15 protein-coding genes are annotated in these 16672 nt (G+C 58.5%); 5 read left to right on the top strand and 10 right to left on the bottom strand.

Going from position 1 to position 16672, the window contains the following annotated elements:
- From VSS37_RS06895 to VSS37_RS06880, 4 genes are all read left to right on the top strand, one after another.
- Nucleotides 1–783, top strand: a 783-nt coding sequence (locus tag VSS37_RS06895) for an ATP-binding protein (protein ID WP_324694068.1), incomplete at its 5' end; no start/stop codon positions are given.
- Nucleotides 784–909: 126 nt separating this feature from the next.
- Complete coding sequence (locus VSS37_RS06890) at nucleotides 910–1611, top strand: GntR family transcriptional regulator (RefSeq protein WP_324694067.1); 702 nt, start codon at nucleotides 910–912, stop codon at nucleotides 1609–1611.
- Between the two features lie 99 nt (nucleotides 1612–1710).
- Nucleotides 1711–2811: a hypothetical protein gene (locus tag VSS37_RS06885; RefSeq protein ID WP_324694066.1), complete on the top strand. Its 1101-nt coding sequence runs from the start codon at nucleotides 1711–1713 to the stop codon at nucleotides 2809–2811.
- Between the two features lie 218 nt (nucleotides 2812–3029).
- Nucleotides 3030–4220, top strand: a complete 1191-nt coding sequence (locus VSS37_RS06880; RefSeq protein ID WP_324694065.1) for an iron-containing alcohol dehydrogenase — start codon at nucleotides 3030–3032, stop codon at nucleotides 4218–4220.
- Nucleotides 4221–4307: 87 nt separating this feature from the next.
- Here the strand turns inward: VSS37_RS06880 and VSS37_RS06875 are convergent, their stop codons facing one another.
- Genes VSS37_RS06875 through VSS37_RS06840 form a run of 8 tightly spaced genes read right to left on the bottom strand, consistent with a single transcriptional unit; the run spans nucleotide 4308 to nucleotide 12424 of the window.
- The gene (locus VSS37_RS06875) at nucleotides 4308–4922 is read right to left on the bottom strand and encodes a response regulator transcription factor (RefSeq protein WP_324694064.1); all 615 of its coding nucleotides are present in this window, start codon (nucleotides 4920–4922) and stop codon (nucleotides 4308–4310) included.
- 11 nt (nucleotides 4923–4933) lie between these two features.
- Nucleotides 4934–7831 carry an ATP-binding protein gene (locus VSS37_RS06870; RefSeq protein ID WP_324694063.1) on the bottom strand — a complete coding sequence of 966 codons (2898 nt, stop codon included), beginning with the start codon at nucleotides 7829–7831 and terminating at the stop codon, nucleotides 4934–4936.
- Between the two features lie 50 nt (nucleotides 7832–7881).
- On the bottom strand, nucleotides 7882–8895 hold the full coding sequence (locus tag VSS37_RS06865) for a 2Fe-2S iron-sulfur cluster-binding protein (protein WP_324694062.1): 1014 nt from the start codon (nucleotides 8893–8895) through the stop codon (nucleotides 7882–7884).
- A 20-nt stretch (nucleotides 8896–8915) separates the two neighbouring features.
- Entirely contained in the window at nucleotides 8916–9902 is a 987-nt protein-coding gene (locus tag VSS37_RS06860; RefSeq protein WP_324694060.1) for an aromatic/alkene monooxygenase hydroxylase subunit beta, read from the bottom strand.
- Nucleotides 9903–9917: 15 nt separating this feature from the next.
- On the bottom strand, nucleotides 9918–10232 hold the full coding sequence (locus tag VSS37_RS06855) for an MmoB/DmpM family protein (RefSeq protein ID WP_324694059.1): 315 nt from the start codon (nucleotides 10230–10232) through the stop codon (nucleotides 9918–9920).
- Between the two features lie 28 nt (nucleotides 10233–10260).
- Nucleotides 10261–10596 carry a monooxygenase system ferredoxin subunit gene (locus VSS37_RS06850; RefSeq protein ID WP_324694058.1) on the bottom strand — a complete coding sequence of 112 codons (336 nt, stop codon included), beginning with the start codon at nucleotides 10594–10596 and terminating at the stop codon, nucleotides 10261–10263.
- Nucleotides 10597–10625: 29 nt separating this feature from the next.
- Nucleotides 10626–10886, bottom strand: a complete 261-nt coding sequence (locus VSS37_RS06845; RefSeq protein ID WP_324694057.1) for a toluene-4-monooxygenase system B family protein — start codon at nucleotides 10884–10886, stop codon at nucleotides 10626–10628.
- Between the two features lie 32 nt (nucleotides 10887–10918).
- Entirely contained in the window at nucleotides 10919–12424 is a 1506-nt protein-coding gene (locus tag VSS37_RS06840) for an aromatic/alkene/methane monooxygenase hydroxylase/oxygenase subunit alpha (RefSeq protein WP_324694056.1), read from the bottom strand.
- 299 nt (nucleotides 12425–12723) lie between these two features.
- On the opposite strand from VSS37_RS06840, the gene VSS37_RS06835 reads away from it, so the two are divergent.
- Entirely contained in the window at nucleotides 12724–13311 is a 588-nt protein-coding gene (locus VSS37_RS06835) for a CBS domain-containing protein (protein ID WP_324694054.1), read from the top strand.
- 170 nt (nucleotides 13312–13481) lie between these two features.
- Here the strand turns inward: VSS37_RS06835 and VSS37_RS06830 are convergent, their stop codons facing one another.
- Complete coding sequence (locus VSS37_RS06830; RefSeq protein ID WP_324694053.1) at nucleotides 13482–16160, bottom strand: SdrD B-like domain-containing protein; 2679 nt, start codon at nucleotides 16158–16160, stop codon at nucleotides 13482–13484.
- A gap of 185 nt (nucleotides 16161–16345) precedes the next feature.
- Nucleotides 16346–16561, bottom strand: coding sequence for a hypothetical protein (locus tag VSS37_RS06825; RefSeq protein WP_324694052.1), 216 nt, complete (start codon nucleotides 16559–16561; stop codon nucleotides 16346–16348).
- Between the last annotated feature and the right edge of the window lie 111 nt (nucleotides 16562–16672).

Here is a 16672-nt window from a genome sequence, read left to right as displayed (position 1 = left end):
GGCGGCTACCCGGAGGTGCAAAGCAAAAGCACGCGCGGCAAATCTATCTGGTTCAAGTCCTACATACAGGGGCGTCTGTTCAAGGATTTTGAGGCGCTCTACGCAGCTCGTGGGGAATATCACGCTAAGTTGCAAGCCCTGATTCCCTACCTCGCGGGCTTGAGCGGCAATCTGCTGAAATACGCCAGCATCGCCAACGATCTGGCACAAAACGACCGGGTCGTCAAATCCTACGTTGAGGTGCTGGAATGGATGTTTATCGTCAAGCGTGTCTCCCCCTTTGTGAAAAACAGCGGCAAACGCCAAACCGTGGGCATGCCCAAACTGCACATGGTTGACACTGGGCTGGCTTGCCATTTGCTCGGCATCACTACCGCACGGCAACTGTCGGCCTCCGCCCAGTTCGGCAACCTGCTGGAAAGCTTTATCGTGATGGAATGCTTCAAGCACATGGGCTGGGCGGATGAGGAAGTCGGGCTTCACCATTTCCGTGACACCAGCAAGAATGAGGTGGATATTGTGCTGGAACGCAGCGGCGGCAAGCTTATCGGGATTGAGGTCAAGGCGTCGGCGTCGGTTGGCGAAGCTGATTTCAAAGGCTTGGCACAATTGGCGGAGTTTGTGGGCGACCGGCTGGAATCCGGGCTGGTGTTTTACAGTGGGGAGCGGGTGCTGCCGTTTTGGGTGGCTGAACGGCAGTTTTTTGCGATGCCGGTCAGCCTGCTGCTTGCGTCCCATGCCCAAAGGGTCAGCAGTGTATGGTTACTGATGAACCATCGATGATTTATAGGGTTATCGATATTGTGGGTATTCCATGTAGAATGGCCGCAGCCCCTATGCAGCGGCGGCAGAACCCAAAGTTCTTGATATAATGGCCTCAGTAACCACCAGACACGATAAAACCAAGCTATGAGCAATCGCCTCCAACAAACCGAAGCCCCCAAAACCATGACAGATTATGTCTATGGCCAGGTACGAGAAGACATCATCCAGGGGCGGTTGGCACCTGACAGCAAGCTCAAGATCGAGCTGCTGCGCAATACCTACGATGTGGGCGCGACGCCGATCCGCGAGGCGTTGAGCCGCCTGAGTTCGGATGGCTTTGTGTTGACGGAAGGGCAGCGCGGTTTCCGGGTGTCGCCGATTTCCCCGGAAGACCTTGAGGACGTGACCGAACTGCGCATCACGCTGGAACTCAAAGCCTTGCGCAACAGCATCCTGCATGGCGGTGATGACTGGGAGTCGCGGGTGGTGTCCACCTACTACCAGCTTGGCAAGGTGGAAGAGCAGGATTTGTTTGAAAACCTTGGCATCTGGGAGCAGCGCAACCATGATTTCCACTGGGCGCTGATTTCGGCCTGCACTTCCAAGTGGTTGCTGCATTTTTATAATACCCTCTACGACCAGCATAAGCGCTACCGCAATATTTCGTTGGTTGCCAATCTGGGCAAGCGGGATGTGCATGCCGAGCACCAGCGGATTTACGATGCGGCGTTGGCGCGGGATGTGGAAACGGCTTGCCAGGAAACCGAGCAGCACATCCGCAGGACGGCGGAGATCACACACCAGGTGTTGCTGGAGCAGATGAACGCCAAGGCCGTTTTGCCGTAAAACCTGCCGCCGGAACAATTTGCTTGTTTCTGCCATATTTTTTGCACAATTGTGGGTTTTAATGGCCCCATTCAGAACAAACGGATGAGGACTCTAATTATGAAAATGAATAAACATATGTTTGCCTCCATGATCGCTGCAACCCTGGCCGTAGGCGCTGCTGGCGTCTGGGCGGAACCAGCTGATACTGCTGGACAGAATGCAGGGGCGCAGCCTGCTGCGGCTCCGGTTTCATCAGCTGTTCCCGCTGCCGTACAGGGTGAAGAAGCGGCGGGACAAGCGCCCGTTGCCGGGCATGGCAAGGGTTTTGGGAAACCAGATGGCGCAGGCAAACGCATGGGCGCTGGCCAGCGGGGCGGCTGCCATGGCATGGGTGGCATGCCCCACAAAGGCGGCAAGATGCAGCCTGGTTTCATGGGTGGAATGCCCCACCAATGCGGGATGATGGCTCCCGGTTTCATGGGCGGCATGCCTTATAACGGCGGGATGATGTCTCCGATTTTCTTGGGGATCATACCGGCCAACAGCGGGATGATGGCTCCCGGTTTTATGGGGGGGATGCCTTATAACGGCGGGATGATGGCTCCCGGTTTCATGGGCGGCATGCCCCGTCATGGCGGCATGATGATGATGCAGCCCGGCTTCATGGGCGGCATGCCCCACCAATGCGGCATGATGCAACCCGGTTTCATGGGTAAGATGTCCCCCGATGGTGGCATGATGCATCATCCGTCCAGGGGCGATTGGCAGCAAAAAGATCTGAAACTGGATGTCAGCAAGGTCAAGACCCTGATGGACGCTTTCCTGATCCGCCATGGGCAATCTGACCTGCAAGTTGGCGAAATCACCAGCGGTGACAACAACACCTTCAATGTCAATATCTTAGGCGCTGACAATGCGGTTGTAAAAACCCTCAAGGTCAGTGGCGCAACGGGTCGCCCGGTAGGCCGTGACGGTGGCTTTGGCCGTCCGTTTGGTGGCAAAGGCCGTGACGCCGACCTGAAACTGGACATCAGCAAGGTCAAGTCCCTGATGGACGCCAAGCTGATTTACGAAGGCAACCCACGTCTGATGGTTGGGAATATCCGCCCTGGCGAGCAGGAAGGGACTTTCCTGGTGGACATCCTGACCGTCGACAACTCACTGGTTGAAACCCGCACCATCAGCGCGGCAACCGGTCGGCAGGTTCGCGGGGACTGATCCGCCTCCTGCTTTCCGCTGGGGGCGATGGCTCCCGGCGGAAACTTCAGCCCCATCCCTCCTGTCGTCATCCGCCAACCTCCCACTTTGCCCCCAGCCTAGCGAACGCATGGGTTGGAGGATCAGGCAAGAATCCCGCAGGATCATTCTACCTGCCCCCAAGCTCCCGGCAGTACATTGGACGCCACCAAAGATTGCCTTCCTGAAGGAGTTAAACCATGCAATTTGAATATCAAAACCCGACCCACCTGATTTTCGGTGCCGGTTCCCTCGCACGTCTGGGGGAAATGGCGGCGGCCCACGGCAAACGCGCGCTGCTGGTGACGGGCGGCGGCAGCGTCAAACGCAATGGGACGTTTGACCGTGCACTCAGCAGCCTTGCCGATGCCGGGGTGGCGGTGTCCGTGTGTGATGGCGTGGAGCCAAACCCACGGCTGGCCACCGTGAAACGCGGCGCGGCGCTGGCGCGTGAACAGGATTGTGACCTGGTCATTGCGCTCGGCGGCGGCAGCGTCATGGATGCGGCCAAAGTGATGGCGGCGGCCGTTTTTTATGAGGGCGACCCGTGGGACATGATCTACCATGGCCAGCCGGAACCGTATGTCCCAACCCGGGCGTTGCCGCTGGTCACTGTGCCGACATTGGCGGCCACTGGTTCCGAGATGAATTGCGGTGCCGTCATCACCAACGAAGGCACCACGGAAAAGTCGTTTGTGCAAGCCGCCTGCATGTATCCCAAGGTGGCGCTGCTTGACCCAGAGCTGACAACCAGCGTCCCCAAAGACCAGACTGCTTACGGTGTCTGCGACCTGATCACCCATATCACCGAGGGCTATTTCAATGGGGCGGGCAATACGCCGATCCAGGATCGTTTTGCCGAAGGCGTGATCCTGACCGCAATGGAATACGCGCCGAAAGCGATTGCCAACGGGAATGACCTGGATGCGCGCAGCCAAATCCAATGGGCAGCGACCGTGGCCCTGAATGGCTGGATCCAGTCCGGCAGCGGCAGCGTTGGCTTCCCCGTGCACATGATCGAACACACCGTTTCCGCCTATCACGACATCGCGCATGCAGCGGGCCTGGCGATCCTCAACCCGGCGTGGATGCGCTTTGCGGCGCGGCGCAACCCGGCCAAATTCGTGCAGTTCGCCGAACGCCTCTTTGGTTTGCCCGGCAAAGGTTCGGACGATCTGGAATGCGCGCTCGCTGGCATTGACCGTTTTGAAGCGTTCCTCAAAGCCATTGGTTGCCCGACGCGCTTCTCTGATCTGGGCATTGATGGCAGTCTGGTTGAAACCTACGCGCGTGAAACCTTGCGCATCATGCACGACGAAAACGGCCAGTTGCCCGCCATCCCGCCGTTGTCGGAAGCCGACATTGTTGAAGTCTTGCGGGCGGCTTTGTAGCCAGCCCCCTGGGCGGGATCACTTGGCGCAGGCTCGAGTTTCGAGGGTCTGTGCCGGATAGGTGGGCCAGGAACATTTCCGGCTTCCTTAAAGGCGCCCCATCATCCGCACCAGATCCGGCAGGGTCGCCGCATGCATCTTGTGCATGATGTTGCGGCGATGCACCTTGACCGTCATTTCGGAAACGCCCAGGTCAGCCGCCGCCTGCTTGTTGAGCGCGCCTTTCACCATGTACGCAATCACTTCCTTTTCCCGCCCGGTGAGCAGGGCATAGCGGCGGCGGATGTCGCCAATTTCGCTGGCTTCCTGACAGGCGGCGCGGGCCTGCGCCAGCGCGCTATGGATGGCGTCCAGCAGGTCGTCGTCGCGGAAGGGCTTGGAAAGGAATTCCGCCGCGCCTTTTTTCATCGCCCACACCGCCATGGGGATGTCGCCATGCCCAGTGATGAAAATGACCGGGATGCCATCGCCCAGCCGGGTCAGTTGCGCCTGCAAATCCAACCCGCTCAAACCCGGCATGCGCACATCCAGCACCACGCAGGCAACGCCGGGATGACGCGGGGTGGCCAGAAACTCGGCGGCTGAGGCAAAGGTTTCCACCGCCAGACCAACTGAGCGGATCAGGCTGCTGAGGGCTTCCCGCATCGACAGGTCATCGTCCACCACATACACCCGACCATGTACCTGTTCAGGGTTATGCATCGGCAATCTCCTCAAGCCGTATCCGGCAGGGTAAACAGGAAGCACGCGCCCGGACGCCTGTTGCGGTCAATCCATAAGCGCCCGCCGTGGTTTTCCACGATGCTGCGGCTGATCGCCAGCCCCATGCCGAGGCCATCCGGCTTGGTGGAAAAGAATGCTTCAAACAGGTGCCCTTCCGTGCCTGGGGCGATGCCGGGGCCATTGTCCTGCACCGCAAACACCCACCCGCCGCCGCTTTCCGCACTGACCGTGAGGGTGAGCAGGCGTTCGCGCCCATGCAGGTCGCGCATGGCGTCGACGGCGTTGACCAGCAAGTTCAGGATCACCTGCTGGAGTTGCACCTGATCCGCCATGACGGATACCGCGCCAGGCGGCAATTCGGTCTGTACCCGCACCTCGGCCTCGGTGAGCATGATCTGGAGCATTTGCAGCAGTTCCGCCAGCATGCGCCTGACATCCACCTGTTCCCGGCGGATTTCCCCGGCGCGCAGGAAGCCACGGATGCGCGCAATCACCGCCCCGGCCAGATTCGCATCCCGATTGACACGCCGTAGTGCAGTGGTGGCCTCCTCCAGGTTCGGCGAGGCGTGCGCCAGCCAGCGCAAGGCCGCATCGCTGTTGGTGATCACCGCCGACAGTGGCTGGTTGATTTCATGCGCAATCGAGGCGACCAGTTCGCCCATGGCGGTGAAGCGCGCCACCCGCGCCAGTTCGTTGCGGGTGGCGGCCAGCGAACGTTCCGCCTCCATCCGCAGGGTGATGTCTTCCAGGATGATCGCCAGCATCGGGCCGTCTTCGGCAATGGCCGGAATCCGCGAGGCGCAGACATTGGCCCACAGATAGCCGCCATCCTTTTTCACATAACGCTTTTGCACCTTGTAGCCGGGCAAGTCGCCATCGAACAGGCCGTGCACATTGCGCTGGGCTATGGCGCGCTGGGAGGCTTCGGTAATGTCGACCAGCGAAACCCCGGCAATCTCGTTGCGGCCATAGCCCAGCATCCGCTGCAAGGCCGGGTTGGCTTGCAGGATGCGCCCGTCCCGATCAGCCAGCGCAATGCCGACGGCGGTGTTTTCATACAGCCCCAGCCAGCGGCGGTCTGACGCTTGCAGCGCGGTCAGGCTGCGTTGCACGTCCTGGCGGCTGCCGATCAGGCTGGCGGTGAGTTCCAGAATATCGGACGCCTGCGAATTCAGCGCCTTTTGCAAAATGTCGACGCTGCGTTTCAACGTGACCAGGTTGCGCGCCCGCGCCCGCAATTCCTGCGCGGAAAATGGCTTGATCAGGTAATCCTGCACCAGCTCTTCCAGCAGCTTTTCGCGCAGCGCATCATCGGCGCGCGCCGACAGCACCAGCGCCGGAACCTGCGGCAAATCCGGCACGGCGCGCAATGTGCGGATAAAGCGTTCGCCATCCCAGTGCGGCATCATCAGGTCTGTGATGATCAGGTCTGGCGGCTCGGCCAGCGTGGCCTGGAAGGCGGTTTCCCCGTCCCCGCACAGGGTGACGTGATATTCATCGGCCAGCACATCATGCAGGAACAGGCGCAAGTCGGCGTTGTCTTCCACCACCAACACCCGGGGCTTGTCCGCCGTGGCGCTGGTGGTGGGCAACAGCACCCGTTCCGGCGGCAGCGCCAGCCCTGCCGTATCCAACTCCAGCAGATCCCGCGCGTTGGCCTTGCGCACAATGGCCCCCTGCGGCGCCAGCACCGGCAATTCCACCTGGAAACAGGCACCGCCGCCGGGCGCATCCACCACCACCACCGTTCCCCGGTGCAGCTCGACGAATTCGCGCACAATATTCAGCCCCAGCCCACTGCCAGTGACGCCCAGCCCGTCATCGCCCTGGGCAAAGCGGTCGAAAATCTGCTGCTTGAGCGCATCGGGCACACCCGGGCCGTTGTCCTGCACACTGAGCAATAGCCGCTCCGGTGACAGGCGTTCCACCATGCAGGCGATGCGCCCGCCCAGCGGGGTGAACTTGAAAGCGTTGGAAATCAGGTTGCCCATCACCCGCACGAATTTGCCCCGGTCCAGATCGGCGTAGAGTTCGCGCTCGCCGCGCAGCAGCAGGGTGATCCGCCGGTCTTCCGCTGCCGCCTCGAAACCGGCCATCACTTCCCGCACCAGCGCCGCCACATCAGCATGCACCCAGGACATCGGCATACGGTCGGCGTCGATGCGTGCCAGATCAAGCAGGTCATTGACTTGCTGGAGCAGGGAACGGGCATTGCGCTGGATGGTGGCGAGGCGGAAGCGTTCGCGTTCGCCCAGACCGGCGCTGTCCCTGAGCAGTTGGCCCACCGGCCCGAGGATCAGCGCCAGCGGCGTGCGCAGCTCATGGCTGACATTGGCGAAAAAGCGGGTTTTGTAACTGTCCAGTTCCTTCAATCGTTCCAGCGCGGCCTGCAATTCGTTGTTCTTGCGCGACAGCTCGGCGTTGCGGGTGATTTTGTCGGTGATGTTGCGCCCTTCCGGCAACAGGAACGCCACCTGCCCGGTATCATCCAGAATTGGCGTGAGGGAAAAATCGATGGCAATGGTGCGGCTGCCGTGCGAATCGCCGAACACTTCGAAATCGCACCGCACGAAACGCCCGCTGCGCGCCTCAGCGATCATTTCGCGGACGCGCTGGCGGACTTCTTCCGAGACTGACCACCAGCGCGCCTGCCAGAACGGTTTGCCAATCACGTCTTCCCGTGTCAAACCGGCACCATCAAGTGCTGCCTGGTTGATTTCCAATACGGCACCATCGACATCCAGCAGCCCCAGAAACTGGTACATGGAATCGAGGATGATCCGCGCCATTTTTTGCTGCCGCACATCCTGCGCATCATCCTCGTGGATGCACACGCCGCGTACTGATACCTGTTTTGTCGCCCCGCACCTGCCATCATCAGGGATCATGTTTGCCTCTGCCTGCTGTGTTCCGGCTGACGGGTGCGCCAGCCTGAGCCTCAAAAGAACCGGTCGAAATGCACCTGCCCAAATGGTACACGGTAATCAACCATCAGCATTTCCTGCAATGCCTGGGTCATGGGTGGCGGCCCGGCAAAATAGAACTCGTGCGCGGGCAGGCTTTCCGCCAATACCGCCGCCACCTGGGTATGGACAAAACCGGTGGCACCTCTCCAGCCATTATCTCCCGGTTCGGACACCACTGGATGATAAGTGATTTGCGGGCCGAAACCCGGCAATGCCGCCAGTTGGGCTTCGCCGCAGACATCACGCGGCGTGCGTGCGCCGTAGAAAAAGTGCAGGCGGCGGTTTTTCAGCATCCCGGTTTTCACCGCACCCCGGGCGATGGACAGCATCGGTGCCAGTCCCGAACCACCAGCCACGCAGACAATATCGCGCGGCGCATCGGTGCGCAGGAAAGCGATGCCATAGGGCCCGTCCAGGCCGATTTCAGCGCCGGGCTTCAGCGCATCAAACAGCACAGAGGTGCCTTTCCCATTGGGGACACGGCGAATCTGGAACTGCCACTGCCCCAGGGCATTGGCTGTGTTGGCCATGGAATAGGCACGCGAGGAACCCACACCGGGCAAATCCAGCATGGCGTATTGCCCCGGCAGGAAAGCGGCTGCGCCTTCAGTGGTGAAACGGAATTCGCGGATGTCGTGGGTAATGTCCGTAAACCCGCTGAATACGGCGGTGTGGCGTTGGGGCGGCAGTGGCGGCGCATATTCCGCACCGCTGGCCGCCTTGAGGCTGACCGGCCCGAGCGCGCGGCACTGGCAGGCCAAGTGGCGGCCACGCCGCCGGTCACGTTCGCCCAGCCCAGGCGCTTCCGCCCACAGGGTTTCAAGCTCGCCGTCCAGCAGTTCGAACTTGCAGGAGCCGCAACCGCCGGAATTGCATTCATAGGCAAAGCCGACCCCTGCGCGCAGGGCGGCGCGCAGGATGGTATCCCCCGGCGCCTGCGTAAAGTGGCTGCCATCGCGTTCATTGACAATGACTGGATCACTCATGTGTTTCTCCGGGGCATTGCTCAAAGCCCGAAACCACGGCGTGCCTCGCGGGTTGCCAGACGGGTGGCGCCAGCAGCGGCGGGGACATCCGGTAGGGCGGCGCAGTAGGCGTCGATGGCCCGGTCAGCCAGCGGTTCCCACTTGCTTACCCATTCGTGGATCAGTTCCAGGTTGCCGGGTGTTTGCTGCGCCATATTGACGAACGCGGTAGTCCAGCGGCGGTGGCGGGCGGCGTCGATCAGTTGCGCATCGGTCAGCAGCCCCAGCAGGGTGTCGCCATTGTGGCGTGCGGCTTCGCCCAGACGGCGCAGCACGGCTTCCTCCACTGCCGGTTTTACCACTAGGCTGAGGGTGACGATGGCTTCGCCCCAGTCCCATACGGTCAGCACTTTTTCCATCAGTTCGCGGAAGCCTTGCCAGGCCGGGTCGCGTTCCCAGTGGCTCTGCTCGTTCTCGCCAAAACCCTTGTTGGGGAAGGTCAGCGACAGTTCCCTGGTGCGGTAGGCGGTATGGCTCAACCAGCGCAGGCTGTCGGCCATCTGGAAGTAATTGCAGTTGGTGATGGTGCTGGCCGGGGACATCTGCCCGACATAGGCCGAGGCCATTTGCAGGGTATGGAACAAATAGCGCGCAGGGGTGTACAGGCGCGCCAGCGTACCGGCCCAACGCGGGTCCAGCGCCTTGTCGTGCTCACGCTCGCTGAACTGGCCGAACAGGCCGAACACGTAGGTTTCCTGCCCGTCCTGCATCAGGTTGTAGGTGCGGTAGACGACTTCATCCGGGTCGCGGAATGCATTCCAGTCGGCATGCTGCAAGCGCGTGCCGAAGGTGTTCTGCTTGTACCAGCGGTTCATGAACAGTTCCGGGGCCAGCTCGTAGGCGGAATCCGGGTCACGGTCGTTGTAATGCAGGTTGGTGCTGACGATTTCGTATTCGCTCGGCTTGCGGCGGCGAACGGCCAGGTGGCTCCAGGTTTTCTGGGGTTTCAGGATTTGCATGTCCGACATGAATGTTTCCTCCGCTCAGAGTTTCTTGGAAAAATAAAAACGCACCGAGTTGTCCCGGCTTTCGATCTGCCCGGCGAAGGAGCTTAGATCCACTTCCAGATCATTCATGCGGAAAGGCCGCCCCAGTTCCTCCTCAATGGTGGCCTGGTTCAGGACCATTTCCTGCTCGGCATGGATGCGGATGTAGGCGCGTTTGTCATCGACAAAAATTTCCTTGCCCGGGTTGTCCAGTCTGGCGGCTTCGATCACGGCCTGCGCCAAGTCGCCTGCGCGCATCACCGGGCCTACCAGATTGTTGTGGTAGGCTTGCCCCGGTTTGGTGTTGCTCATGTGGTTTTTCTCCTCTCCAATCAGTGCTTCAGGTGTGCGCAAACAGCGGCTCAACCCCTTCGGTGCTGACGAAAATGTCTTCGCCTTCCACCCGCACGGGGTAATTGGCCAGCGCACAGTCTTCCGGGTTGATGCCTTTGCCGGTTTCGGCGTCGAACTGCCACAGATGGGCGCGGCAGATCAGTTTCTTGCCGTCGAATTTGCCCTCTGACAAGGCGATGTCCTGGTGCGGGCAAACGCCCTGGAATGCGTGGATTTCGCCGCCATCGGCGCAGACCAGCACGATCTCATGGCCGTTGACGGTGTAGGCGGCCATTTCGCCTTCCCACACATCGTCGAGTGTGCATACTCGGGTAAAACTCATGTTGTTCCTCCTGTTGCAGGCGCCCAGGTTCAGGCCGCCTGCCAGATGATTTCCACGGTTTCAGTCGGCATGAAACCGGCCTCGGCCACGGTCATGGTGCGGGGAAGCAGTTCCGTGCTGTCCTGACGGCGCACCCGCAGGATGTGGCCGGGTCGGTCGCGCACCCGCCGCCCCACGGAATGGACGGCTGCCGCCGCTGCGACTTCATCCATGGTGTTGTCGGTATCCACCGGCACCAGTTGCAACACGAAATCCCCTTCAAAATTGGAAGTCAATGGAAACAAAGCCATAGGTAAACTCTCCGTTTGGTAACGATCCTGAATCAGCCTGCTTTTTTGGCGGCGCGTAATGCTCGGTAGACTTCGGCCCAGGCGTACTGGTGGGCGTCATCGCCGCATTCGCCGGGGGCGATGTTCATATAGGCGAGAGCGCCTTCCAGATTCATCGGCTGGATCATGCCAGCGAGGAAACGGTCAACGATGCTCAAATGCCCGGCGTAACGCTCCGGTTCCTGCTGGAACACCCAACGGTCAACCTCGGAACCGAAGTGGTACAGGCGGCCATTGTATTCCAGCGGATAGTCCTTCACGTTCCAGCCCTTGCCGGGCGTGCCGAGGATGGGCAACTGGCACATATTGCACACGTAGGGCAGGGTTTCGGGGTAGGCTTTGGCCATATTGCCATCCACCACGTTGTCGATGATGACATCCCAGCACTCGCCCCAGGTGTCGTTCCAGCCAGGGTATTTGTCTTCCAGCCAGCCGCGTTCTTCCGGCGTCACGCCCGCCGCCGGGTTCCACCAGATAGTGGGCCGCCAATAATAGGAACCCATGTGCATGCCATGATGGGTCTGGCTCAGGTCGTTGAGGAAAATGTCCCAGTACCAGGGCAGTTCCAGCCCCATGTCGGTGAGGGCGCGCTCGAACTGCGCCACAATCCATTCCTCCATGAATTCCTTGAAGGATTGTTTGCGGTGCTCCAGCGGGGTGTAGTAGTCCATGATCGGGCCGGTCAGCACCGAGAACAGTTTCCACGCGCCCCACACGGCGATGTCCACCCGTTTCTGCGCTTCTTCCTTCTTGCCGTTTTCGATCAGGATTTTCAGCGCCGGGCCGCCGATCTGGGCATGGCGGGATTCGTCGGTCTGGATGCTGGAAATCAGGTTGGCGAAGGTGTGGTCGCCCGCTTCGGCGGCGTCGGCGGCCAACCCCAAGAACTGCATATTGGTGAAGCCGGTTTCAAAGCTGAAGGTCAGCATGATGGAAACACTGATGGCGTCACGGGTCATCATGATGTCATCGAAGAAATGGCGGGCGGCGATCATCGCCCATTCGTTGGTGTCGTAAGCCTTGAACGCCCAGTCCATCTGCCGGTCTTTGGCGATGTGTTCGTGTGGGAAATACAACTGCATCTGGCCGTGGCGGATTTCATCCATGCAGCCCAGCGTCGCCATATTGCGCATGCCCGGTGCCTTGGAAAAACGCATCATGCGGGCTTCCGCGCTGGCGGCCGCGTATTCACCCCGTGCAATCGCGCCGTAATGCGCCTTCATGACGGATTTCCAGCCCGGATCAGCGTTTTCGAAAATACGGCTGCGCTCCAGCGCGGCCTTGACGGAATAGGCACCCGCATCCTTTTCCCGCTGGACTTTCACGTATTCGGGGTAAGTCTGTTTATAAGGCTCGTCGTAGCTTTCCCAGGCGCTCAACGGCAGGTTGTAATCGCCGGAAAGCTGCGGCGGGAACAGCTCGCCTTCAGTGACGTAGGTAGGGTTCCAATTGGTGGAACGGGCCAGGTCATACCAGTCCATTCGATTGAGTATTGCCATTTGATTTTTCCTCCTCTAACAGCATGGGGAAAAATGCTATCAGGATCGGAAGGGCTCAGATATTAGACGATGGTTTAGCTGCGGCGCAGCAATTGGATGGGTGCACATGGCATTGTGTTTTCCCGTCTTGAGCTGCCGTTGTTTATATGACGAAAGCGTTTCTAGCTGTACACTAGCCTTAGGTTCCCACCATCAGGTTCTGGTTTGATGGCTCACCCCAAGGCGGCCGTCAACACTATCAATCAAGAGGTCGGAGCTTAAGGATTGAACAGCAGAAATTTTTAGGAGGACAAACAACGATGACTATTGAGTATGGCAAACTGATTCCAGAACCCGTTCCAGCAAATGTAATCCTGATTTCTCCGGACAAGGCTTCCGATAAAACCATTACCGAGAGCTCGCCTGCCATCAGCGTAATGACGGATCTGAATGTTGTTAAGCCATTTTCCATCTCACCGGATGCATCAGTCCGTGAAACCAACGACAAGATGATCGCTTGCAGCGTGCGTCTGTTGTTTGTGCTGGACAGCCAGGGAAAGTTGCTGGGCCTGGTGACTTCGAATGATATTATTGGTGAAAAACCAATGCGTTATATCGCCACCCACGGTGGTTCCCACGGGGATTTGAGCGCTTCCCAGCTCATGACGCCACTGGAGAAACTGGAAGCCGTGCCGTTGGAACAGGTTAAAAGGATAACGGTGGGCCAGTTGCTCAAGGCTGTCCAGGATAGCAAGCGCCACCATATGCTGGTGGTGGAAACTGTCAAGTCCCAGCCCACGGTGCGCGGCATCATTTCCATCACCCAGATAAGCCGCCAACTGGGCATCGAAATTGCCCCGACCTTGCGCGCCACCAGCTTTGCCCAGCTTAACCAGAAGCTTGGTTAGCATTCTCGCCTGCCCGCCTGGAAGATGGGGGCGGCGTTGGAGGTCAGTGCTTGCACTTGGCAGCACTGTTTTCCGGTAGGGCAACACACCCTGCCGGAACCCCAATCTTTCTTCCAACCACCCAACAGCGTTTCTTTGCTGGTTCTCCTGGCACTTTTGACTAACTGATGTTAATTAACGGTTACCGTTATGGTTAAGGTCGCAGCCTGCCCTGCGCCCAAATCACCCAGTGCCCAAATCCCAGTAGCCGGTGTATAGGTTCCCTGCTGTGCCACTGGAGCCGCCGCAGCCAGGGTCACGCCTGGCGGCAAAATATCGGTAATCTTGACTCCCGTTGCCGGATTTTTACTGTCATTGGTCACTGTCAGCGTGTAAACGACCGTATCCCCGCGCTGTGCCGATGCCTTGTTGACAGATTTTTCCAAACGCAGGTCAACCTGAGTTGAGCACGTCGCCGGTGCAGCCACCGTGACATTGCTTAAGCTACAAGTGGCGTTGTCCACATCGGCCAGTGTCAGGTTGAGGGTGCCATTGCTGATCGGGAAGCTGCCATACGGCCCTTGTTCGCTGCCATAAGCCACCCCGGATTGCACATCATCGCCACTGATGCTGTAAGTCGCCCCCGTATTGTCGCCAGTGGCATTAATGGTGTAGTTGAAGGTGTCATCAGATGGGTCAGTGGAGGTGCCATTATCATTGCAAGCGGCACTGACCGTTGGCGTGTTCAGGTGGCAAGCAGGCGTTGTCCGGTAGCCGAAATCCAGCGTGTGGTTGCTTGCCCCCGCGCTGCCCACAGCAAACGCGATTTCGGCCGTACCCGCATTATTGCTGGCATCCGAATCGCGTAAATCCGTCAGGGGGTCATTATCCGTCACGCCATCGGCATCTTTCGTTGTCAGGCTGTAACCGTTCAGCGGCGTTTGCCCCTTGGCAATGCTGATCCGGCAGGATTTTCCGGGTGCCATAAATGCCGCATTACCACCAGATGCATTACTAAACAGGAAGTTGCCGCCATTAGCTGTGGTGACAGTCGCCTCATCAGTTCCACAGGTCAATTTGACCTGAACGCCATTCACGCCGCTTTCATCAGCATCCTGGATGCCATCTCCATCGGCGTCAAACCACACACGGTTACCGGCCTCCAGCGGTGCTTCATCACACAATAACACCAGATCTCCCAGACCAGCGGTTTTGCCAAAATCACTGTCGGCCTTATCCACGTAAAGGGCGCTTGAACCTGAAGGAACCGCTTGTTTCTTCCTGACAATTTCAAAGGACTTCACTAAATCGCCGTTAGTATTGCTCAACCAGCGCACGCCATTGCTGGCCCAACGCGAGCCTGTACCGTTCCGGTCATAGATTGGATCATAAACAGTCAGCATGACTTCCCCTTTACCTGGAAGCAGGGCCAGGGAACCCAGTGAAACTTCAGAGTGCGCGGCCTCCAAATTGGCGGGCTGGCCATCGTAGCTGAACATCATGGGATCACCTTGATAGAACTCATTCTTTTTGCTCCCATTTTGGCCGCCGTTAAACGCGCAACCTGTGCCACCTTCGGCAACATAGCTACCATTGACATTACAGATACGCCGGATATCACCACCAGAGTAAACGTTAAACAGAGTGGTATATTCGGTGAACGGCGGCAGATTGTCTTCGCCACCCTGGAGGGCAATGCGATCCAGAAAACCTAAAATGATGGAGCCGTCCACATCAAATTCGATGTCACTCAGGATAGGTTGCGGATGTATGGCGGTATTGGGTTCACTTATGCCACGGCAACCGGTCATGCCGCTGTCCGTTGGTGAAGTTGCCGTTACCCACGGAAACCAGCCTGCCTCTTCGCTGCAATTGTTTTTGGGGGTGGGATAAAGCCCGATGGCTGCCCAATCTTTTTCATAATTGAGAGGCATACTGGCTACGGTCGTAAAACTGCTTCCTGTCAGCTTTCTGACATACGCCTTGAAGTGGGAGTCAATGCTGCCCACGCTTTCATTGGAACACACCACCCCGACATATACATTGCCTTCATGCACACCAACTGCCCAGGGGCGCACATCGTCCGGGTTGGCGCACCCCGGATCGCCTACCGGAATCGGCGTGCCTTCTGTTTTGGTGTCAATGTCAATCGGCACCAACGAACGGGTATTCAGGTTCATGGCATACAATGTTTTGCCATCATCAGAAACATCTATATCTCCCAGGGAAATCTTGCCAGTCAAGGGATAAGCCTCCGAGTCATAGCTGGGGCTTCCATCATCAGGTATGCCGCGCGCCTTGGACAAGGAACCGGCGTTTGATACGGCCAACCATTTGACAGGACCGGCGGACGGGTTGGTGACGTCTATTTCATAAATGCCGCCAAACCCCAGGGAGCCTTCGGAAGTGTGGCGGCGCAACAAGGCTGATGCATACAGCTTTTTCGTGTCACGGCGGTAAGCCGTCCCCCAGAGCGCACCGATATTATCCGACTCATGGGCAAACTCGGTAAGTGTGCTCCGGTCATCGCCGCTGCTGCTGTAGTCAAAACTTTGTATCACTGGCTTGGTGGAAAACCCGTCACGCACCATGCGGGTAACCCCGACCTCCGGATTTGCCTGACAATACTGTGCCGGATCATTCACCGCCACATTCACCCCAGTCGCACCGTTCGTGACAAACTGCACACTTGTCCCACCGGCAACACCCGGCTTTAACCAACTTTCACCCCAAGAAAACTCCAGTCTGTACTTCGCCCCAGTTTGCAACCCTGTCAACGTGTAATTGCCATTGGCGGCGGAAGTCGCCACCGCCGTAGGCGCTGAAGGCGGATCATCAGCGTCAAACGCTTTGGCCGTCACGCCAGCCATCCCGACTTCATTAAAAGACGACCCACTGTCAAATGAACCATTTGCATTGAAATCACGAAAGACTTTTCCGGAGACATTTGCCAGAGCCATACTCGAATACAACAACAGCCCCCCAATACCGAGATGCACTAGATATCGCATTAAGACCTCCACAAATGCATGGCATGAAAATTATTTCAGATAAATCAATTATTTTGACGAAAAACACTCACCCGCCGTGGCCAGCTCCCCATTGGCAGACGTTCGCCTGAAGATCCATGGGGGAAGTTGATGGCAACATTATCTGTCCCACTCTGATTGCCCGAGATAAAGATGGTTGTCGCCAGAGTGCCGCTGACGTTGGCATAGACAGGCGGTGAGGGCATCAAGCCCCCAGCATCAAAATATCCAAAATATTTCATTATCGACCCTATAAGCATTTGGTATAGAAGGTTTTTCCCTATGACAACCAATTTGGTTTTAATCTATTGGGAAATCCCCCGGCTTTGCCGGGGAGACGTGCATAGTTTGAC

Origin of the sequence: Candidatus Thiothrix phosphatis (assembly GCF_035668035.1) — a bacterium.
GTDB classification, from domain to species: Bacteria; Pseudomonadota; Gammaproteobacteria; order Thiotrichales; family Thiotrichaceae; genus Thiothrix; species Thiothrix phosphatis.
Note: the sequence above shows the minus strand (reverse complement) of the source record. Positions and strands in the feature narration are given on the sequence as shown.